Source organism: Pedobacter sp. ASV1-7, assembly GCF_040203335.1.
Classification (GTDB): Bacteria; Bacteroidota; Bacteroidia; order Sphingobacteriales; family Sphingobacteriaceae; genus Pedobacter.
The window spans coordinates 602,486-624,453 of the sequence record NZ_JBEHBV010000002.1; the positions used below are offsets into that span (position 1 = coordinate 602,486).

The 21,968-nt window shown below is 37.3% G+C and carries 16 protein-coding genes and 1 tRNA gene; 11 read left to right on the forward strand and 6 right to left on the reverse strand.

The window, feature by feature from the left end; all coding sequences use genetic code 11:
- Nucleotides 1–94 precede the first annotated feature (94 nt).
- The 4 genes from ABDJ41_RS07485 to ABDJ41_RS07500 form a co-directional block, all read right to left on the reverse strand.
- Nucleotides 95–970 (reverse strand): sigma-70 family RNA polymerase sigma factor, encoded by an 876-nt coding sequence (locus tag ABDJ41_RS07485; protein ID WP_349785263.1) that lies wholly within the window; start codon nt 968–970, stop codon nt 95–97.
- A 210-nt stretch (nt 971–1,180) separates the two neighbouring features.
- Nucleotides 1,181–2,635: a Gfo/Idh/MocA family protein gene (locus ABDJ41_RS07490; RefSeq protein ID WP_349785264.1), complete on the reverse strand. Its 1,455-nt coding sequence runs from the start codon at nt 2,633–2,635 to the stop codon at nt 1,181–1,183.
- Nucleotides 2,636–2,669: 34 nt separating this feature from the next.
- The gene (locus tag ABDJ41_RS07495; protein WP_349785266.1) at nt 2,670–6,092 is read right to left on the reverse strand and encodes a DUF1080 domain-containing protein; all 3,423 of its coding nucleotides are present in this window, start codon (nt 6,090–6,092) and stop codon (nt 2,670–2,672) included.
- Nucleotides 6,093–6,140: 48 nt separating this feature from the next.
- Nucleotides 6,141–7,421 carry a Gfo/Idh/MocA family oxidoreductase gene (locus ABDJ41_RS07500; RefSeq protein WP_349785267.1) on the reverse strand — a complete coding sequence of 427 codons (1,281 nt, stop codon included), beginning with the start codon at nt 7,419–7,421 and terminating at the stop codon, nt 6,141–6,143.
- A gap of 320 nt (nt 7,422–7,741) precedes the next feature.
- Here ABDJ41_RS07500 and ABDJ41_RS07505 point away from each other — a divergent pair, with 320 nt between their 5' ends.
- The 6 genes from ABDJ41_RS07505 to ABDJ41_RS07530 all read left to right on the forward strand — a co-directional run bounded on the left by ABDJ41_RS07505 (nt 7,742) and on the right by ABDJ41_RS07530 (nt 13,837).
- Entirely contained in the window at nt 7,742–8,863 is a 1,122-nt protein-coding gene (locus tag ABDJ41_RS07505; protein ID WP_349785268.1) for an ROK family protein, read from the forward strand.
- 57 nt (nt 8,864–8,920) lie between these two features.
- Nucleotides 8,921–9,850 (forward strand): DnaJ C-terminal domain-containing protein, encoded by a 930-nt coding sequence (locus ABDJ41_RS07510; RefSeq protein WP_349785269.1) that lies wholly within the window; start codon nt 8,921–8,923, stop codon nt 9,848–9,850.
- A 12-nt stretch (nt 9,851–9,862) separates the two neighbouring features.
- Entirely contained in the window at nt 9,863–10,150 is a 288-nt protein-coding gene (locus ABDJ41_RS07515) for a chaperone modulator CbpM (RefSeq protein ID WP_349785270.1), read from the forward strand.
- Nucleotides 10,151–10,366: 216 nt separating this feature from the next.
- Nucleotides 10,367–10,451: transfer RNA gene (locus tag ABDJ41_RS07520), tRNA-Ser, on the forward strand.
- A 212-nt stretch (nt 10,452–10,663) separates the two neighbouring features.
- On the forward strand, nt 10,664–13,222 hold the full coding sequence (locus ABDJ41_RS07525; RefSeq protein ID WP_349785271.1) for an SEL1-like repeat protein: 2,559 nt from the start codon (nt 10,664–10,666) through the stop codon (nt 13,220–13,222).
- A gap of 342 nt (nt 13,223–13,564) precedes the next feature.
- The gene (locus tag ABDJ41_RS07530; protein ID WP_349785272.1) at nt 13,565–13,837 is read left to right on the forward strand and encodes a DUF4242 domain-containing protein; all 273 of its coding nucleotides are present in this window, start codon (nt 13,565–13,567) and stop codon (nt 13,835–13,837) included.
- Between the two features lie 121 nt (nt 13,838–13,958).
- On the opposite strand, the gene yiaA is transcribed toward ABDJ41_RS07530, so the two are convergent.
- Nucleotides 13,959–14,426 (reverse strand): inner membrane protein YiaA, encoded by a 468-nt coding sequence (gene yiaA, locus ABDJ41_RS07535; RefSeq protein ID WP_349785273.1) that lies wholly within the window; start codon nt 14,424–14,426, stop codon nt 13,959–13,961.
- 133 nt (nt 14,427–14,559) lie between these two features.
- On the opposite strand from yiaA, the gene ABDJ41_RS07540 reads away from it, so the two are divergent.
- From ABDJ41_RS07540 to ABDJ41_RS07560, 5 genes are all read left to right on the forward strand, one after another.
- Nucleotides 14,560–16,071, forward strand: a complete 1,512-nt coding sequence (locus ABDJ41_RS07540; RefSeq protein WP_349785274.1) for a hypothetical protein — start codon at nt 14,560–14,562, stop codon at nt 16,069–16,071.
- Between the two features lie 407 nt (nt 16,072–16,478).
- The gene (locus ABDJ41_RS07545; protein WP_349785276.1) at nt 16,479–17,258 is read left to right on the forward strand and encodes an SAM-dependent methyltransferase; all 780 of its coding nucleotides are present in this window, start codon (nt 16,479–16,481) and stop codon (nt 17,256–17,258) included.
- A 16-nt stretch (nt 17,259–17,274) separates the two neighbouring features.
- Nucleotides 17,275–17,841, forward strand: coding sequence for a Crp/Fnr family transcriptional regulator (locus ABDJ41_RS07550; protein WP_349785277.1), 567 nt, complete (start codon nt 17,275–17,277; stop codon nt 17,839–17,841).
- 68 nt (nt 17,842–17,909) lie between these two features.
- Entirely contained in the window at nt 17,910–18,488 is a 579-nt protein-coding gene (locus tag ABDJ41_RS07555) for an NAD(P)H-dependent oxidoreductase (protein ID WP_349785278.1), read from the forward strand.
- 68 nt (nt 18,489–18,556) lie between these two features.
- The gene (locus tag ABDJ41_RS07560) at nt 18,557–20,212 is read left to right on the forward strand and encodes a hypothetical protein (protein ID WP_349785279.1); all 1,656 of its coding nucleotides are present in this window, start codon (nt 18,557–18,559) and stop codon (nt 20,210–20,212) included.
- Nucleotides 20,213–20,302: 90 nt separating this feature from the next.
- Here ABDJ41_RS07560 and ABDJ41_RS07565 read toward each other — a convergent pair whose 3' ends face one another.
- On the reverse strand, nt 20,303–21,952 hold the full coding sequence (locus tag ABDJ41_RS07565; protein ID WP_349785280.1) for a RagB/SusD family nutrient uptake outer membrane protein: 1,650 nt from the start codon (nt 21,950–21,952) through the stop codon (nt 20,303–20,305).
- Between the last annotated feature and the right edge of the window lie 16 nt (nt 21,953–21,968).

A 21,968-nucleotide genomic window follows, 5' to 3' on the forward strand; every position in this document is an offset into this window, starting at 1 on the left:
TAAAGTTAATAATTATTGGATTTTCACCAAATGATTTTTTAACAACAAACTGCTTTTTATTTTAGGCCTAATCATTCGTGCCATCATCCAGAGCTTACTTTTGCTCTTCATTGAAGTAATATTCTCCTAAAAAATGGTTGCATTTTTCACTAAGTGTCCGATGAGCTTTATCTTTCAGTTGTCTGATCCTTTCTCTACCTATATTAAGAAAAGGAACCATATCATCTAAACTCGTTTTTTCATATCCGTTTATGCCATAAAACATCATCAGGATTAATTGTTCTCTTTCTGGCAAAATACCTAATGCCCGGTTCAAATCCACAGACAATGAAGTCTTACTCGTAAGGTGATCACTACCTGGTATATTCTGATCATTCAAGGTATCCATTAATGTAAAACTCGAACCTTCCTGAACAATATTATCCAGGGAAAAAGCTAAAAGTGAATTATCCATAAAATAAGCTACCTGCTTCGCTTCAAGCGAAGTGTGCTCAGCAATTTCCTGATAAGTAGGCGCACGTTCCAGCTGTTGCTCTAAAGACACGAAGGCTCTATTAATTCTATTGATCTGAACAACCTGGCTCCCCGGTAAACGAACCAGTCGCTTTTGATCCGCTATTGCCATCAAAATCGATTGCCTGATCCACCATACCGCAAAAGAAATAAATTTAAATCCCCTACTGCCATCAAACCGCCTGGCAGCTTTTATTAAACCAATATTTCCTTCACTGATCAGATCTGCCAGCTTCAGTCCTCTATCCTGGTATTTTTTAGCGACAGATACCACAAAGCGTAGATTACGCCTGATTAACTCCTCCATGGCTGATTCTTCACCAGCCTTGATCCGTAAAACCAATATAACTTCCTCTTCAATAGTCAAAATCCTGATTTTGCCAATTTCATTCAAATATCTTTCAATAGAATTCGAATCTCTTCGGGTAATTGAAGGTGACACTCTAAATTGCTGCATATAAACTCAATAATATGAGCCAAAGTTCAAGAGGATAAATGGCATTCACCTTGCTTAAAAAAAATACTGAGTTTAACGCAGTATTTTGATTAATTCACCATATATAATTTTTTCCATATCGTTTTTATGATCTACAATAAGAATAATGTTCCAAAAAAAAAAAGCTGATCATGACGATCAGCTTTTTTTATAGTAACAAAGTTTAATCTGTTATACGCCTAAACTCCAACCACTACGGTATTCACGTTTCACAAATTGATTCACATCATCAAAATTTGTTACCCGGAGGTTTTCTTTGTCCCAAAGTAGCTTAATATCTCTACCTGGGTAATCGAATCCTTTACCATTTGCTTTAGGACGCTGTACATCTGTACCTCTAATTGCCAGGTTAGCAATCAATAGTGTTTCCGTAAGCGGTCCGGCAATTTCAAAAGGTGAGCTCAATTCCATCTTGCCATATCCAGCAATAGAGGCTTCTGCCCATTGCCAGTAATGCCCGTCAACACCACCTTTTATACGCTCAATTTTTTGTTTGGTATGAACCTCATTATTGCGCGACAATGGAAGCAATTTTGGATTAGCACCATAAACACCGCACATCATCTTTCCTTTTGTACCTTCAAAGATTACTCCATTTGTACCAAAAGCCTCATTAGGACCAAGTTCTTCCGGACGAGCGGGTTTAATCCCACCATCCATCCAGTGAATCTTCACCTCACCCTTAGTCTTTTTAGTTTTCGCAAAGGTCATAATCACATGACTAGAAGGTGGACAACTATCTGGGAAATAACCTCTTTTAAACTCGTCTACATAAATACTACCTACACTGCATTGTACATCAATAGGTGTATCAAGATCTAAAACTTTGAAAGGTGGTTCAACCAAATGGCAACCCATATCACCTATCGCACCTGTGCCGTAATCCCACCATCCCCTCCAGTTAAAGGGAACTAGTTTTTCAATGTAAGGTTTATACGGAGCACTACCCAACCAAAGATCCCAGTCCAGTTCTTTAGGCACTTCACCATTAGTTGAAGGCCATAAAATACCTTGTGGCCAGGAAGGACGGTCGGTCCAGCAATATACAGTATGTACTTTACCAATTACACCTGCATCATACCATTCCTGTAACTGTCTTACACCATCACCAGAAGCACCTTGGTTTCCCATTTGCGTAACTACCTGATAACGGTTTGCCGCTTCAGTTAATTTACGGGCCTCATAAATATCGTGCGATAATGGTTTTTCTACATAAACATGTTTCCCAAGCTGCATCGCTGCCATCGCAATCATAGCATGGTTATGATCAGGGGTAGAAACTACTACCCCATCAATGTTTTTGCCATCCTTTTCCAGCATTTCCCTGTAATCTTTATAGAACTTCGCTTTAGGGAAGTTTTTTACAGAGTTGGCAGCTCTTCTCTCATCTACATCACATAAAAATGCAATTTCAGATTTACCACCATTATAAATTTTGGCAAGATTACTTTCACCCTTTCCACCAACACCTACACCAGCAACCATTAGGCGGTCGCTAGGTGCTAAAAAACCTTTGCCGCCCAAAACATGGCGTGGAACAATCATAAATCCTGCAGCAGCAAGTGCACTGGTTTTAATAAAGTTTCTTCTCGAATTACTTACCGTTGAATCTTTATTTTCATCCATTTTTTATCCTATTCCTTTAAATCCAATATATAAATTACTTCTTTTTACTAAGGTCTTTAATCCTGATGTTTTTGAATTGTACAGGAGAACCATGTCCAAGGAAGCCAATATGACCGCTATCACGTTTTAATCCAGGGTGAGCTTTACCATCTAAAGTTCCTTTCTCCCTAGCCTCAGTAATGTCAGTATCAAGAATTGTTGTACCATTAAGGATTACCTTAATCTTTGGACCTTTTACAATTACTTCCTGATAATTCCACTCACCAACAGGCTTAAGGAAGCCTCTTTTTGCAGCAGCAATTCCATAAGCAGAACCATGATACTGATAAACATGTAGTTTACTATAAATTGGTGCATCATTATCTAAAATCTGTAATTCTGTACCCTGATATGCAGCATCACCAGTTAAAGGAGCCCTGATACCCAAACCATTATTTGCACCTGGTGTTAATTGAAACTCGAAACGGAATATAAAATCGCTGTATTCTTCTTTCGTGAACAAATTACCACCTGATCCTTTACCTGGCTTCGGACGGATTGAAATGTTTCCATTTTCAATAACATAATCAGTCGTGTTACCAGTCCAGTTGTGCATATTGGTACCATCAAACAATACTTTATAACCTTCTTTCTTTTCCTGTGCACTTAGCTCAAATGGCTTTGGACGAGGAATTTCTCTGATGTAGATATCGCGGTAAGCAACTGGCGAACCATGTGCCTGTAACTCAATCTGCTCTTCAGCAAAAATTGGTAAAGTCCTGTCCCAGAAGTTCTCAAGGATTACATTATCTGTAACCAATACACCATTCAAATAAACAGTTACGCGGTCACCGATCATTTTAATGCGGAATGTATTCCACTCATCAAGTTTATTATCAGCAACTTTTAAAGGTTTGCTTGGATGTACCTTATTGTTATACAAACCACCAGAACCCACCTGCGCACCTACTTTAGTACGTGCAAGATCCCAGATTTGTACCTGAGGAGTACCACGCAGATAAATACCAGCATCACCTTCACCTTTTTTATCATCAATGATTTTCCAGTCTACCAGCATTTCGAAATCGCCATACTTTTTAACAGTAGCCAGGTTATTGCCATGACTCATAAACTGAAGTTCACCATTTACAGGAACCCAGCTTTTAAGTGCTTCAGCATCAGCTTTCGCTTGCGCTTCAGCCAATGTTTTAGCATCCATCTTAGCTCTTTTCAATGGATCTCCCACTAAGCCTTTCCAACCTGTAAGGTCTTTACCATTGTACATAGATACAAAGCCTTCTCCAGCTCTCATTTCAGCTAAATACTTACGCATAGCCTCAATCTGATATTCACTATCTGCACCTTTGATAGTAGAGATTGTTTTATTGATCAAGCCTTTTACGATATCACCATTGTATGATTTATCTGCAAGAGCAATGTTCATTACTGCATTAGCTGCTGCTTGTTGTAAAGTTGGATTATCCAGATATCTGCCAGCAAACAATAAAGAATTTAAGCATTTTGCAGATTCCATATCCTTTAATATCTGTTTTTGCTGAGCAGGAGTTTTTGCTACAGCCATTGCTTCACGCAATAACAATAGCCTTTGCTCTGGCTGATATTTTGAAGCTCTTACTAAACGTAAGTAACCATCAACTGCCTGATTTAAATAAGCAGAATTAGCAGGCTGACGAGCAATTTTAATCAACTCATCTTTAGCACCTGCATTGCTCCATGAAGAAAGCGCAGTAATAGCTGCTTTTTTAGTTGTTTCATTACCAGTAGCAAATGCTTCAGAAACTGCTTTTAATGATTTATTACCACCTAAGCTAGCTAATATTTTATAGTATAAATCTTTTTTATCACCAGATGAAGATGCCATTTGTTGTAGCACCATATCTACTTGCTGACTATTGTTTTTAGTTCCTTTTATAGCTGCAATAATTGCATCCTGAACTTTTACCAATTCTCCCTGATCTGTTGTTTCATTTAGCAAAGTAAACAACTGAGGAAGGTTTTCGCTTGTTACAGTTTCTTTCAGTGCAGAAAATGCAGCTTTTTTAACCTCAGGATTTTTACTTTTCAACTGAGTAGTAATTGTACCTAACTGAGCATTTGCAGCTCTTGCAGCTAATACATTGATCAAAGCTACCTGAACTTCAGGTTTTGCTTTAGAAATAAAAGCAGCAACAGTAGCTGGAATTCCAGCACCATTCATTCTTGAGATTGTTCCAGAAGTAGCTTCAATATCTGCAGCAGTACCTTTGCTCATTGTTTTAAGTAAGCTAGGAAGTACCTCTTCACCACCTAATTTACCAGCTGCATCAATTGCTGCAGCTTTCACTCCAGCATCTTTACTTTTAAATAATTTGGTAATAGTAGGAAGTACCGATTTCATTTTGCTATCTCCAAGCATACCCAATATAGCAACCTGTGTTGCAGGCTCAGCTTTACCAACTTTCTTAGCCCATTGAGCTGCTGTTTCTGGAGTAATGTTTACTAATGCCAATTTCATTGCTGCAGCACGATATTCAAATTGCTTATCATTCAATGCACCAAGTAAGTACTCATTACTTTGCGCCTGACTAAATTGAGAAACCAATTTCAAGGCAGCAGTACGAATATGTACCTGATCATCAGCAGTAGCCTTCGTTAACAGTTTCTTTGCGATGTTATTTGCAGCATCTTTCTGACCATTTGCCATCAATTGCTCTGCATAACGCACATATGAAGCAACAGCATCTGTTTTTTCATATTTATAACCGCTTTTTTCTACAGCAGCAGCAAAAGCGCTTTCCGAAGCTGGGTCAGCAATCTTTGCCAATGCATACATAGCCATTTTAGCAAGATCATTGTTACCTGTAGTTAATGCAGCAATAGCACTTGCAGCAGGTTTATGACGTGTATCACCCAATCCTTCTACTATAGAAAGTTTTGCAGCACCATTCGCTTTACTCAATGCACTTAGCATAGCTGCATTAGCTGCAGGAGTATTAATTTTCACCAATGCTCTTACTGCAGGATCTGCCAATTGAGCATTTGTTAAATAAGGTTGTATTGAAGCAACTGCATCATTATTACCAACCAACTCTAACTGAGCAAGAATAAATGACTTATTATTCGGATCAGACAATTTACTCAATGCCTTACTATATGCACTTACGCTCATTTTTCTCCAGGCTTCTTGTCCCGGTTGTGTTACATAACCTGAAAAACCACCAATTGCATATTCTAATAATGCATTATTTCCTTTTCCGGGAGCAGTTAAACCACTAATTAGAGTGATGTAACCATCCTCTCCTAAGAGCGCAATTTCCTGCATGCTTCGTTTTAACTGTTTAGCGTCTGAGGCAGGTAAAGTAGCCAACAAATCTGCTATACGTGTAGTTACGGTACGCTGGTCTGTTTTATCCTGTGCAAAAACGTTGCCTTGTAACAGAACAACTGCAAGCAGAATAAATAATATCTTTTTTATCATTATCGTGTGGATAAAGTGTTTTATTAAAATTATTTTAAGAAATGAAAATTAAATGGTGAAAGGTGCACGCATAACCGGATTAATCAATCTGTTCGCACCTTCATCATCGATAAACTCTTGTTTAACCGGATCAAATTTTAGGTTGCGGCCTAAACGTAAAGCAGCTAGTCCAATGTTGATAATATTACATGAGCGGTGTCCGTTCTGCTCATTTAATGCAAAAGTTTGTCTGGTTCTAACAGACTCAGAGAAATTTGTCATTTGTGGTGCCGGATCTGGGAAAGCAGCTAGTTTACGCTCCAAATCAGGGATATCCGATTTAAAGCCTGGATAAAGTTTTCCTTTTGGTCCTTCAATGTAAGGAACATTAGCATCTTTAGCTTCTCCATCTAAAATAATCTGGCAACCATCTGCATAAGTATAAGTTATTCTTCTCCAAATACCTACTGCATCAGTATGTTGCTGAGGTGCATCAATTTCTACTGAGATTGGGTTGGTATCATCTTTACCAAGGAAATACTGAATTGGATCCAAGTAATGTTGTCCCATATCACTTAATCCACCACCATCATAATCCCAATATCCACGGAAAGTCTGGTGTACACGGTGTGTGCTATAAGGTTTGTAAGGTGCCGGGCCTAACCACATATCGTAATCTAGTTCAGCTGGAACTGGCTCAGGAGGTAAATTGTCTTTTCCTACCCAGAAAAACTTCCAATCATAGCCTGTGTGTCTGCTTACAGTAACCTTTAAAGGCCATCCTAACAAACCACTATCAACTAATTTCTTAACAGGTTTAACTGTAGTACCTAAACCATAAAAATTATCTTTAAATCTGAACCAGGTATTGAGTCTGAACATACGTCCATTCGCTTTAACTGCTTCCATTACTCTTTTTCCTTCACCAATAGTGTGGGTCATTGGTTTTTCACACCAAATATCTTTTCCGGCATTTGCAGCATCAACAGCCATAATACCATGCCAATGCGGTGGTGTCGCAATGTGTACAATATCCACTTCAGGAAGTTTAATCATTTCCCTGTAATCACTAAAGGTTTTAACGCCTTTATCTAACATTGGTAATGATTTGGCAATATGTCTTTTATCAACATCACAAATAGCAACTACTTGTGTTCCCTCATAAGGAAAATGGCCTCTGCCCATTCCACCAACGCCAATTACAGCTTTGGTCAACTTATCGCTTGGCGCAAGAAATCCTTGTCCACCCAATACATGTCGGGGAACAATAGTAAATGCGGCCAATCCTATCGCGGTTTTCTTAATAAACTCTCTTCTAGAGCTCGGTTGTTTTGGTTCTTCAGGTTTCATATCAGCTTGTGTTGAAATTCATCAATCATGCACTCTCCAACATCATCACATCGAAAATTTGCATGGTTAATATTAGGTAGAAATTGTCAAAATCACAAAACATACTTTAATTATTTACGTATTAAAAATACTTTAATGATTTTTTAATATAAGTTTCCTACATTTAACAAAATAGAGCAATTAAACCAATGAACCTTCATCTATTAAATAACATAATTAAAGAAACGAATAAAAAACAGCTTGCCCACAAATATCAGTTGGTCAAACATCTTTTTAACTCAGGTCCATGCTCAATTTCTACTTTATGTCACACCATGAACATGAGTACACCTAGTATTTTAAAACTGATCACCAGTTTAATGGACGAAGGCTGGATAGAAAAGAAAGGTTATGGAGTATCTATTGGTGGCAGGAAACCAGATTTGTATAGTTTAGTGGATAAAAAAATCCTGATCATTTGCATTGACATTGCGTTATTTCACACCAAAATAGCTATAATAGATAACAATTACAATTATGTTGTTGAGGCCCAAACTATCTCCTTGCCGATCTCAAAAAGCACAGGATCAGATTTCTTCAATATTTTAAGCAGTCATATTGACGACATTTTAAAAGAGCATAACATAAGTGTCGACCAACTAATCGGCTGCAGCGTGGGTATGCCTGGTTTGATTGATTCTGAAAAAGGCAGGAGCTATAGTTATTTTCTTAGCGATACAGAAGACACTTGCTTAACATCTGAATTTGAAAAAATGCTAAAACTTCCTGTTGTAATCCAAAATGATGTAAATGGATCGTCAATGGCAGAATTTACGCATGGGATGGCAAAAGGTAAACAAAATGTCTTGATCCTATTGATGGACATGGGTGTCGGACTGGGAATTATTATGGACGGTAAATTAAGGAAAGGTGCCTGTGGTTTTTCCGGCGAGCTTGGGCACATCCCTTTTGTAGAGAACGGAGCCTTATGTTATTGCGGCAAGCACGGCTGCCTGGAAACTATCGCCTCAGGTAATGCTTTATCCGAAATGGCAAAAGACGGTATTCTCTCAGGCAAAAACTCTATGTTGAACAAGCTAAGCAAAGAAGAGCTACAAAGAATTGATCCAGCTGTAATCATCGAGGCAGCAAATAAAGGTGATCAATATGCCATTCAGTTGCTCTCTAATATCGGAACCTATATGGGAAAAGGAATTGCAATGTTGATCCAGCTCTTTAACCCGGAGCTGATCATTTTAAGTGGAAAAATTGCGGAGGCAAAGCAATACATCACCCTACCGATGCAACAGGCAATCAATACTTACTGCATGACCCAGATCAGAGAGCGGACAACAATTATCTCGTCGGAGCTTGGTGAAAATTCAAGGCTTTTGGGTTATGCCACAACAGGCATCGATCATTTTCTGGACATCTGCATTAAGAAAACAGGAAAATCAAAGTAAGACAATCATTTTATGTTATTTTTTATTATTAAATTGTAATAGCTAAAGAAAACATACATGGCATTTATAGATTATTATAAAACTTTGGGAATTGATAAAACAGCTTCCCAGGACGATATCAAAAAAGCCTATAGAAAACTGGCAAGGAAGTACCATCCCGATCTGAACCCGAACGATAAAGAAGCCAATAAGCAATTTCAACAGATTAACGAGGCAAATGAAGCTTTGAGTGATCCTGAAAAGCGCAAGAAATACGATGAGTATGGCGAGCATTGGAAAAATGCGGATCAATTTGAGAAGCAAAAACAATCTCAAGGCCAACATAGCTATCAAGGCGCTGGAAACCCATTTGGTGGTTCATCCCGTACTTATACATCTGGGGATTTTGGTGGAGATTTCGAAGGTGGCGATTTTTCTGAGTTCTTTGAGTCGATGTTTGGTTCCACCAGGGGTAGACAAAGTCGTGGGCAAGCAAAATATAAAGGACACGATTATCAAGCCGAATTAAAGCTAAATCTACTTGATGCTTATCATACACATAAACAAACTTTAACGGTAAACGGTAAGAACCTCCGTATTACTATTCCTGCTGGTATAGCAGATGGTCAAATTATCAAACTAAGTGGACAAGGAGGCCCTGGCCAGAATGGAGGACCAAATGGCGATCTTTACATCACCTTTAATATTGCAGAACATCCAGTTTTTAAAAGATTAAATGATGATGTATATATTAATAAGGAGATAGACCTTTATACAGCAGTTCTGGGCGGTGAAGCAACAGTTGACACGTTAGATGGTAAAGTAAAACTTAAAGTTAATCCCGGAACTCAAAACGGCACTAAAGTCAGACTTAAAAACAAAGGCTTCCCAGTATATAAAAAGGATGACCATTTCGGCAACTTGTTTGTCACATATACTGTAAAAGTACCTACAGAATTAAGCAGCAAGCAAAAGGGATTATTTGAAGAATTACAGAAACTTTCTTAAAGAACAGAAATCATGGGAAGAGATTTAATCGCAATTACAGAATACTGCATAAAATACGATATTGAACCATCATTTATCAATTCGTTAGAAGAGTCTGGCATCATTATATTAACAGATATCAATCAGGAACGGTTTATACACATTGAACAGCTACCGGAAATGGATCGATATATTCATTTTCATTATGATCTGCAGATTAATATAGAAGGCATTGATGCAATCAGACATCTATTAGATAAGGTGAGTTCAATGCAGGATGAAATCAGACAGCTTAAAAAGCAACTCGCCATCGGCAGCTGAAATAGAGATGAACAATAAACGGCTCACTAAAAAAAGGATTTCTATAACTAATTACAGACATTTTTCTCTGCTAATGAAAAAAAATCGGAAGAAGTTAAGACTCTAAATACCTGAGTTCAAAACTGTTTTAAAAAAAGACAAATAACAAGCTTAAAAATATCGAAAAATAAGCAAATCTTAATTTGCAAAACCGGATGGTATTTGTACTTTTGTCGCGGAGAGCTGGCAGAGTGGTCGAATGCGGCAGTCTTGAAAACTGTTGACTGTCATAGGTCCGGGGGTTCGAATCCCTCGCTCTCCGCTCAAAAAGTACAAAATCCTGCTATCTTAACGATAGCAGGATTTTTGCATTTAGAGGGTATCAATTTTGCATGAAATTCTGGGTTGATAGATATCAAACTTAATGTATAAATACCCTTGAAGGCTCCAGTTTCAGCTAATATTATAAAAAGTGAATATCCTATCTTTGCCCGCTCGAGGACTAATAATTATAGTGAACACCTATTCATAACAATGGCACACCGCATTTACATATATAATATTGATTCTACATCTGGAGAAAATTACCCAAACTATCTGGGCGAATGGAACTATGTATTGCCTCCACTTCTAATACCACTTTTTGGAGTCGATGTTAAAGCGAAAGGAACGCAACTCTATGCAGATCGTGAGCAAGGAATTGTTTTGCTAAGGCAATTCTATAATTTGTTGGCCGATGAATACCAATTGCATTACAAAAAAGCCTATTATGAACCAGTAAACCAGCTATTTTCAGTTTTGGAAGAACTACCTTACGACAGATTCTTGATTGATGGCACTGATGTTTTTAACATGAATGAAGAGAAACATTCAGTACAAGCTAAAGAATGGGTGGTTGAAATTCAAAAACAGATTAAGCTATATAAATTAGCGATTAAGTCACAAAGTCTGGCACCTTTGCAAAAACTACTGAAGACTTTCGGTTATCAAACCTTTTTAGAAGCATTAGAAACTGATTGGATTAATTATGGCTTGGGTTATTGGAATGAAGATATCTACAAACATAACTACACCGAAATTTTTGAGGAAAACAACTTGCAAGGACTAAAAGATGCGAAAGGTAATTGCATTGTCCCTGCTATTTATAACGAAATATTTGAATTTATAGATGGCATTGCAGTTATACAAAAAGATAACAAGTTTGGTTACCTCAATTCACAAGGAACCGAAATGGCCCCTCCTGTTTACGAGAATGCTTTTGATGCGTTTGAAATGTTTTATGGTGAGGTTACCAATTACGATTATGAATTCACGCAAAAAGTAGGGATTGTTTCCTCAAATAATAATAAATCAGGACTTTTAAGCATCACAGATAATCAATTGCTCATACCGACTGTTTATGAAGATTTAGCATTTATTTTCGAAAATTATTTCAATGCTAAAAAAGATAATCACTACCAGTTCATCAATCATAAAAATGAACAAATCATTAAGGAAGAAAGTGAAACTCCATTTGAATTCGAAGGAAGAGAGCTGTTCTTTATCAGAATCAAAGGATCTTCAAAACGCAAATATTTTAATACGAATGGTGTTTTTATAGGAGAATATATAGAGGATGTGCTACAACCATTGCCTCATAATTTTTTCTATGTAAAAACAAATAAATGGCAGAAAAAGACTACGGTTATTCAACCCAATGGTGAACTGCTGGACACCGAAATAGACCAGGTAATTACCTTATCAGGTTACCAATCTTTTGCTTATAGAAAAGCTGAAAAATGGTTTCTTTTCGATGCCTCAAATCATAAACTGTATTTACCAGAATTTGATATTCAAAAAATAAAGATCGATAATTTAGCAAACTTCTTCCAGGATATCTACATCATAGAAACCTCCAAGGGCAAAGGTATATTTGATGCTAAAAACAATTGTTGGTTGCTTCCTCCTCATACCGATTATCTTAAAATCGAGCACCTGCAAAAACATTTCTTAAGTGTACATCAAAAAACAGGTGTTCATTACTGGGATGGAAAAAACAATCAACTAAGTCCAGGTTACGATTACATATCAGAAGCTATTAATCTGGATGTTAATGAACTTTTCCTCTACCAAAATGAAGAACTCTTTTGCCTGAATTCCAATAAAGAAATCAGAAAAATAATGGATAAAGAAATGGGGGAATTGTATAATCGTAAATACAATTTAAGAGGTCATGATTTAGTTCATTTTAATAAATTTTACGAGCAATGGAAAGTAAAAATTGGCCTGGGTTATTTTCATAATTTTGATGATGAAAGTTTGTTTCAACTCGGAATAGACCTCTTTAAAGCAGACAAAATAGAAGAATGTATAGAAGTTTACAAGCTAGGTGTAGCACGCAATCATCCACAAATGATGACTGAACTAGGAATTATCTACAGCAATACCGAAGATAATCCGCATGAGAACTTGCCTTTAGCGATCGAATTGTATAAAAAAGCCGCCGCTTTGGGAGAAAGAAATGCCTGGAATAATTTAGGTTATCATTACCAGAATGGTATAGGCTGTGACCAAGATATAGCGAAAGCTATTGATGCATATAACAAAGCCGGCACATTGAAAAATGGACTGGGTTGGGCCAATTTGGGTGATTTGTATTATTATGGGGAGTTTGTCGATCAAGACTATGAGAAAGCGCTTGACTATTATTTGAAAGCACAAAAACTTTATCAGTTTAATTCAGATAAAATAACAGACATCTATTTTACGCAAGAAGAATACAAAAAAGTTTTACCGCTGCTGAAAAAAGATTATGAGGAAGAATTTTCAGCGATTTATTACGGGATCATGTATGAATTAGGTTTGGGTGGATTAAAAATAAGCCCTAAAAAAGCAATCTCTTATTATGAAAAAGCAATGAAAATCAATAATTATCCACATGCCGTAAAGCAATTATTGTATCATTATCGAACAGCATCCGAATTAGCGAATGAAGTGCAATTTAATGCATGGTTGCGATATGCGGAGGTAAATGAGATTGAAATTGATCGGGAACTTCTTGGATTAAAACCGCAAAAGAAAGAATCCTTTTTTAAAAAAATATTTAAGAAATAAACAGGCTAACCAGCATAAAACAACATCTATGTTCAATCTATTTAAAAAGAACAGTTCATTTGCTAAATGAAACAGAACCTTAGAATGTCTATATAATAGATGATCAGCTCTTTTATGAAGATCATACCAATGAAGAAATAGTCGATTTATCGAAAATTAAATACGCATACTGCCCAAACCTTATTATAATTGTTAAGCCAGATAATTTTTGTAAATTTATACATTGGAATTTCAGCTGCAGCTATTTAAAACTTCCTCCCCCTTTTCTAATTTATCCCCTGCAGTAACAAAGCTTAAATCTCCCTATTCAACTGATTTTTAAACAATTTAAAAACTATTGCCATGCCTAAGTATGTAATTGAAAGGGAAATTCCTGGAGTAGGAAAATCAACTGCTGAACAATTAAAAGAAATTGCAAAAGCATCTAACGGAGTCTTAAGCAAAATGGGACCACAAATACAATGGGTAAATAGCTATGTAACAGACAATAAAATTTATTGCATTTACAATGCTCCCAATGAAGAAATGGTCTTGGAACATGCTAAGCAAGGCGGGTTCCCTGCAAATTCAATAAGTAAGGTCTCCGCCCTTATTGATCCGATAACCGCAGAGTAGCTTTCCTCTTCTTAAAAGCACTCTTCACCGTGTAGAAAACATAAAAAAAGGGAGCGATTTAATGAGTAAATAAACCCCGCAGGCTTGCCAGGCAAGAATCTGCGGGGTGGCAACCGCTACGTTACAGTTCTTTATCCTCGAACATTTTTGAGTCGCGGGTATTCTTTTGAACGGCAATGGCCGAAAACATGCTTAGACTGAATGCCATGGCGTAAAAGCCTTTTTCACTTAGTGTGATATCTGCATTCCACAGCCCAATTGTCAATAGGATCATTGACGCAATAGTAGCAAACCAACTCAGGCCGTAGTAAAGATCCGTAACAACAAGTCCTTCAGACCTGTCTCTTACGCTTTTTTGTACGGAGATTACTGCGAATAGCCCAAATAATAAAATAGTGAAATAATAACCTTTTTCATTCAATTCCATACTAGCATTCCATAATCCAATACAATATCCCAGCGTTCCTGCCAATAAAGCAAACCAAGAGGCACCTATAAATGCGGCAGTTGGCTTAAATGGATTTCTAACCTTCTCATCATGTTTTACAATTGTTGAATTCTCTTCTGTTCTGTGTTGTAGCGATTCCATATTTTTTTGTTTTTAGTGATTAATATGGAAGCAAATGTCTGATCTAAAATAGACCTGTAAAAAACAGATTGTATAAATTACTGACGATATATTTTTTGTAATTTTATACTTTTACATAAACCAATATAGCTATATGGATTCAATACTGGAGTTAATTAATTTACTCAATAGTGCCGAAAAAAAGGCATTAAGACAGTTTATTCAGCGAAAAAACAAGAGAGAAGATGTTAAAAACCTGCACTTACTTGATTTGATAGAAACTGATGATATAAATGGCTTAAAAAAACTCTACAATTCGAAGAAAAATAATGATGCATACCATGCTTTGCGTAAAAGGCTACAGGATAACCTTCTGTTATTCTTATCACAGAAAACCTTCGAAGGTAATCATTCTGACAGCTATGATGCCCTGCGCCTACTTGTAGTAGGGCGTTTTTTATTAGAAAATGATGTGATCAAGACAGCATTCAAATGTTTGAATAAAGCCGAACGTCTGGCTGAACATTTAGAGCAATTTAATTTGTTAAACGAGTTATTGCTGTTGAAGCTGCAATATGCCCATTTACCAGGAGCAGAAGATCTCGAGGCTTTAACCACTCGTTTCCTACGAAACCAGTCGGATATGCAACGCGAAGCTAAGCTCAATATGACCTATGCCTTTTTAAGGCAAGAATTGCAGGAAATACACCTGAAAGGGAAGATCGTTAATTTAAAAACCTTGATGCTAACGACAATCCGGAAGTACAAGATTTCTAAACTGGATCTGATGACATATAAGTCCATTTACCAAATTCTTTTTATTGCGAACGAATATGCAGCGATACAACAGAATTACGGATTGATAGAACACTATATCAAACGAACAAATCAATTCATGCAGGATCAGGAGTCTAAAAAGCAGTCCTATATCTTTTATCATATATCTATCTTGTATTTCTTGGCGAACTTTCATCTACGGCGAAAGGATTTCGCAGGAAGTAGACGCCATCTTAAAGGAATGATGGATTTAATGATGACGGATAGTCGATATTACAGACTCTTTTATTTACGTCATCAGTTACTCTCTGCACTCAACCTATTCTTCACAGGCTTTGCTGACGATGCGATTGTGTTGTTGCAGGAATCGCTCTCCAATACAAAGCAAACGTCTAAACCGGAAGACATCGAGGATCTACGGGTATGCCTAACTATGTTTCTAGCCCTTTGTAACGACCGGAGTAGTTTGAAGCAGCTAACTTTACTGACGCGTACCGATGCCTGGTATGAAAAAAAAATGGGCCTGTTATGGACCATCCGAAAGAATCTGATGGAAATTTTGGTCCACGCACAGTTCTCTAACATCGAACTTGCTATGTCTCGCTTAAACAGCTTCCAACGGCGATATAAGAAGTACTTGTTGAAAACTTCGGAGGAACGTGTATTGTCGTATCTAAAACTAGTTGAAAAATACTTGCTAAAACCAGATGTGGCTTTTGAAATGATATATAGAAAGAAGGTTTTAAACCAACTAGAATGGGTAGAAAACAACGACATCTTCACTTTGAGCTTTATCGCCTGGCTGATAGCACGCTGGGAGAAAAAGACAGCTTATGAAGTCACTCTAACACTTATGCAGGGTAAGAATTATACACAAGATACGCATTAATCTGATGCTTTTATTAATGAAGCTTTACTCCGGCCTTACTAGGGCGTTACTAGGGCCTTGCTAGGGCCATTCACCCTAAGAAAGCCCTAGTAATGCTTAAGTAAAATAAGATTAATGTTTAAATAAATATTACCTCTGATAAATAATATATTTTCACCATACTTGTCAACTGGAAAAGAAGTTAAACTACATCAACGACCTCGGAAACCCTTAAGAAAAATCTGCTCGCTGTATCAAACGATATTCTGATAGCTGCCGATTTCCACGAAAAATTAGCACCAGCTATCTTAAAATACCATGATTTACTTTGTCAGTTTTCTGCAATTGATCCGGAAGGAAAGAGTGATCGGGAGCATATACAAACACATAATGGTAATGCTTTAGGCTCATTCTGGGCTGCAAATTGTGTGAAAGAAATATTTAGGACACAACGATTCATAAAAGGGCTAAGTCAAGCCATTAAAGACATACATAACCAGGGGCAACAAACAGTTCATATACTTTATGCCGGGACCGGACCTTTTGCCGCACTCGCACTCCCTATAATGCTAAGTTTTGAACCAAATCAAATACAATTTACGCTATTAGAGATCAACGAAAACAGTTACAATAGATTGCAGATGCTATTAGAACACTTAGGCCTGATGCCATATATAAGACGACTGGAATTGACAGATGCATCAAATTATCAGGTAAAGGATAAGGATATAGCAATTATATTGAGCGAAACAATGAACCTGGCACTTTTTAAAGAGCCGCAAGTGAGTATTATGTTAAACCCTGGAAACCAACTAGATGAAAAGGTTATTTATATTCCTCAAGAGATTAATGTTTCGGTATGCAAACAGAAATCATCTAGTTCGGTAATACCTTTAAAAAAGCTCACGCAATTTGATGGTAGCTACATCAGAAATAAAACAAAAGACTCTTTTACAGGTAATTGGAAATTTGAAAACATAAAATTAGAAATAGATTTAAATACAAATGAACGACTATCTTACCTTACAGAGATTACGATTTATAAGGAATTTAAATTAGGGTTGAACGACAGTTCGCTTACACTATTAAAATCTATCAAGCCTTTTGAAAAAACAGGAAAATTGCAATTGGAATTTCAATATCAGGTGAGTGAAAACCCAGGTTTTGTATTTAAAGAAGCGATCGCAGTTGAAAACAAATTAAAATGAATCAATTTTTAACAAAATGATCAGCACGTTTTTAAGCTCATTTGATATTTTCACTCCATCAGAGATTGCTGATTTTGAAGAAAAGACAGCCCTAAAATTAATTAAAAAAGGTGATTTCTTAATTAAGGAAGGTCAGCTATGTAGAGAGGTTGCCTTTCTTAAAACCGGCATCCTTAGATCTTTCTTTAGCTCAGAATCCGGAGAAGATATTACCTATTGCATCACATTTCCAAATACTTTAACAACAGCATATTCTTCATTCATTACTGGATTACCAACTTTAGAAAATATCCAGGCGATATCGACAGCAGAAGTGATTGTTATTCAGAAAGCTGAGCTGGATAAGTTATCGCAGTCCAGCCTGAACTGGACCAGATTTCTAAAAATGATTGCAGAACAGCAATATCTGGAACTGGAAAACAGGTTATTTCTTTTTCAAAAAGAAAAAGCTAAGAAAAGATACATTGATTTACTAAATAATCACCCCTTGTATGTTCAACAAATTCCTTTACAATATCTTGCATCCTATCTTGGCATCACAGCAAGACATCTAAGCAGACTAAGAAGAGAAGTGGTTTTATAGACAAATGTCCTGTAAACGGTGTATGCATGAAGATAACTTTGCCCTGAACAAATTAACATCAGGACAAAATGACCAAAATTCTTGTCATAAACGGACACCCGAATAAAGAAAGTTTTAACCACGCACTGGCAATCGCTTATAGCAATGGTGCAGTAAAATCAGGTGCTGAAGTTTCCATTATCCATATAGGTGAACTTCAATTTAATCCTAATTTACAATTCGGCTACAGTAAAAGAATGGACCTGGAGCCGGATTTACAGAATAGTCTTGAAAAGATAAGAGCTGCAAATCATCTTGTCTGGATTCATCCCGTTTGGTGGGGTGGAATGCCAGCCATCATGAAAGGTTTTATTGACCGGCTGTTTCTTCCGGGCCTTACTTATCAATACCAGGAAAATTCCATCTGGTGGAATAAACTGCTGACCGGTAAAACTGCCCGTATTATTACCACACTGGACCAGCCAGGGTGGTATTACAGATTGATGTATGGAAGGCCAAGTATCAATCAATTGAAAAAAAGCACTTTGGAGTTCTGTGGGGTAAAACCAGTAAAAGTAACCTATCTAGGAATCATAAAAATGGCAAAACCCGAGCAAAGGCAAAAGTGGATTAGTCAGATTTACAATTTAGGGATGCAGCAAAACTAATCCATTTTACCTAAGTTAGTAATCACAAACTTTCTTAGAATAATCTGTAAATAGAAAAGTAAAACCTTATGATGAAGTATATACTCCTGACATTCCTCTTTTTAGGCACTGCATTGGTGACACATGCACAGAAAGCTCCAGTTAAAAACAATGTATTGATCACCTCCCAGGAGGGAAAAACCAGAGTATACACCAACGACAACAATGAATTGTGTCTTAACGTATCACCAAAGGATTTTATTAAGTTTAAAGCCGCCGGATCTGTTAGCTACATTGCGTTCGGTGCTAAAGGTGATGGAAAAACCGATGATATAGATGCAATTGCAGCAACTCATGCATTTGCTAACCTTCATCACCTTTTGGTTAAAGCTGATGCTGGAGCCACCTATTACATCGGCGGAAATGAACGCACAGCGGTCATCCAGACAGATACCGATTTCGGCACAGCAGCATTCATCATAGATGATACTGAGGTGAAAAACCGAAACGCTTCTATTTTCGCTGTAAGTACATCTCTGAAACCATTTAAACTGAAAGCTATATCCTCACTTAAACGGAACCAGAAAAAATTAGACACTCCCTTACCCGGCCCATGTCTGATCACAGTTAAAAATTCCAATGTAAAACAATACATCCGCTTTGGTTTAAACAAGAATAATGGATCTCCGCAGACCGACATTTTTCTGGTTGATAAAAATGGAAATGTTGATATGAATGCCCCTATCCTATGGGATTTCGAACAGATCACCGATATCACAGCTCTGCCAATCGATGAAAATGCACTAAAAATTACAGGAGGCCGTTTCACAACAATTGCCAATAAAGAGGAATCGAAGTATACTTATTATAACAGAAACATCGCAATCAGACGGTCGAATGTAATAGTTGATGGATTGCAGCACAATATCAAAGATGAGGGAGATAACGGTGCACCATACGGAGGCTTCATCAATATTGGTGAATGTGCTTTTGTAACAATAAAAAACACCATTCTTACAGGGCACCGTACTTATAGTACCATCGGAGCAGCAGGTAAACCGGTCTCTATGGGAACTTACGATATTTCAGTCAACCGTGCGCTAAATGTATCTTTCTTGAATTGCAGCCAGACCAATGACATCAACGACACCAAATTCTGGGGTATTATGGCTTCAAATTTCTGCAAAAATATTCTTTATGATAATTGTACATTTTCTCGCTTTGATGCTCATCAGGGTGTAGCCAATGCCACAATCCGCAACTCAACCCTTGGACATGTAGGTATCAATGCAATTGGTAGCGGACTTTTCACCATAGAAAATACCACCATCCGTGGCCGTAGCCTGGTTAACCTACGCTCAGACTATGGCAGTACATGGGAAGGAGAACTGGTGATACGCAACTGTGTCTTTATTCCTGCAGGTGGCAAATCTATCAGTGCGGCTCTTATAAACGGTTCCTATTCAGGGCAACATGATTTTGGTTATACCTGCTATATGCCAGAACGAATCACCATTGAAAATCTACGAATTGACGATTCTAATCATCCGGACAACTACCAGGGGCCTGCCATTTTCAGCAATTTCAATCCAAAAATGATTGACAATACCTATCAGGAAGAATTCCCTTACATCAAAACCAAGGAAGTCATTCTTAAGAATATTACAACTAGCAGTAAGAAATCACTAAGGATTAGTGACAATACTTATATGTTCAAAGATGTAAAAGTAAAAACCTTAAACTAGTTTATATAAACAAACAGGTTTGCTTTACAGAAAGATTTTAATGTCTTTCCTTAAAGCAAACCTGCTAAAAAAATCCAATTTACCTATTTTTTAATATTTTGGATTTTGTGACAGCTTAGGATTTAGATCACGTTCACCAGCAGGAATCGGATAAAGCTCATGTTTATTGTCCACAAAATTTGTACCTGCTACATAAGGATAAGTAGCTCTGTAAAGTTTAAGTGCCGTCTGTGTAGCCCTTAGACTTGGCCCCAATATATTCCACCTGATCAGATCAGATTTTCTGGTACCTTCAAAACAAAGTTCATAAGCACGTTCTGTTTGCAATTTGGCAAGAAATGCCCCTTTATCTAATCCTGCAGGAAGATCAACCGCTGCATCAACAGTATTCAATGGTTTCCCGAATCCTCTTCTCCGCACCACATTTACAGCCTGATAAGCTTCGTTATTTGGCCCTTCATTAATCTCATTCTCAGCTTCTGCACGCATTAACAATACATCTGAATAACGCAACAAGGTCCAGTTAATATCTGTATTATTAAGATCTTTCGGGCCGGTATTCTGCCAATCGCGCCTCCATTTTCCCGGTGCCCATTTTGAATCATTGGTTCCGGTAAACTCTATCTTTGCTGCATTTATATCCATCTGATAGGTTGCTACAGCAACATCTCTCCTCAAATCGCCCGCTATGTAGCTTTTTTGGAATAAAGCCGTAGTCTTGTAAAAGGAGTTTGCCCTTCCGTAAGGATTTTTATCCGCTGCAACCGGAGCATTCCAGGTACCAATAACACCACTGTTTGTAGCGCCACCATCCAGATTATACAAAGCTACTTCATACATACTTTCTTTAGGCTCCAAAATCAGCTTGCAATGATTTCTGAAAATCTGTTCATAGCTTGGATTCAACACATGCTCACCAGATTCCATAATCTCTCTGGTTTCTTTTAAAGTGATGGCATAATAGTCTTTATATTTAGCCGGGCGTTCCATATGTTCATTTGCCCTTAAAGAATAACCGCCTCTGTAAAGTGCCACCCTAGCTAGCATACCTTTAGCAGCACCTTTACTGATTCGCTCATCTACAGGCTTCTGTGAAGCCCATGGCAGGTCTTGAATTGCTTCATTCATATCTTTAAAAACCTGATCATAAACCAATTCACGATCTGTTCTGGGTAATTGTAAATCGTCAGTAGCGGCTGTCGGTTTTAGTTTCATTGGCACATCACCAAATAACCTTACCAAATCGAAATAATACTGTCCCCTTAAAAATTTAGCTTCAGCCAGCAAACGGGCTAGGTCCTTTTTCTGATCATCTGTACCATTTTTATATTGGTCCATCTCCGGAATTCTTTCAATCGCCAGATTAGCCCTGTCTATTCCACGATATAGTAATTTCCAGCATTCTGCAACGTAAATATGTACCGGTGTCATTGCATAATGGGCTGCAACACGTGGATCATTGCTCAATCCCGTACCATCCATTTGTGCAATGTCAGAGTCTATATCAAATACCAATGACATATAGAATCCATAAGTAGTTAAACCAGACATAGATTCATATATTCCTAATACAGCCATCTTGGCTTCATTGGCATCCTTAAAAAAAGTATCGGCAGAATAATATGAAGTAGGTTTTTCTTCCAGCCATTTTTTGCAGGAAGTAGGTATAGTTAATATTGCAGATGCTATAACCATTAATTTAACAGTTCTGATAGCAGTAGTTTTAAAATATTTGTTCATTATCTTACACTCTTGA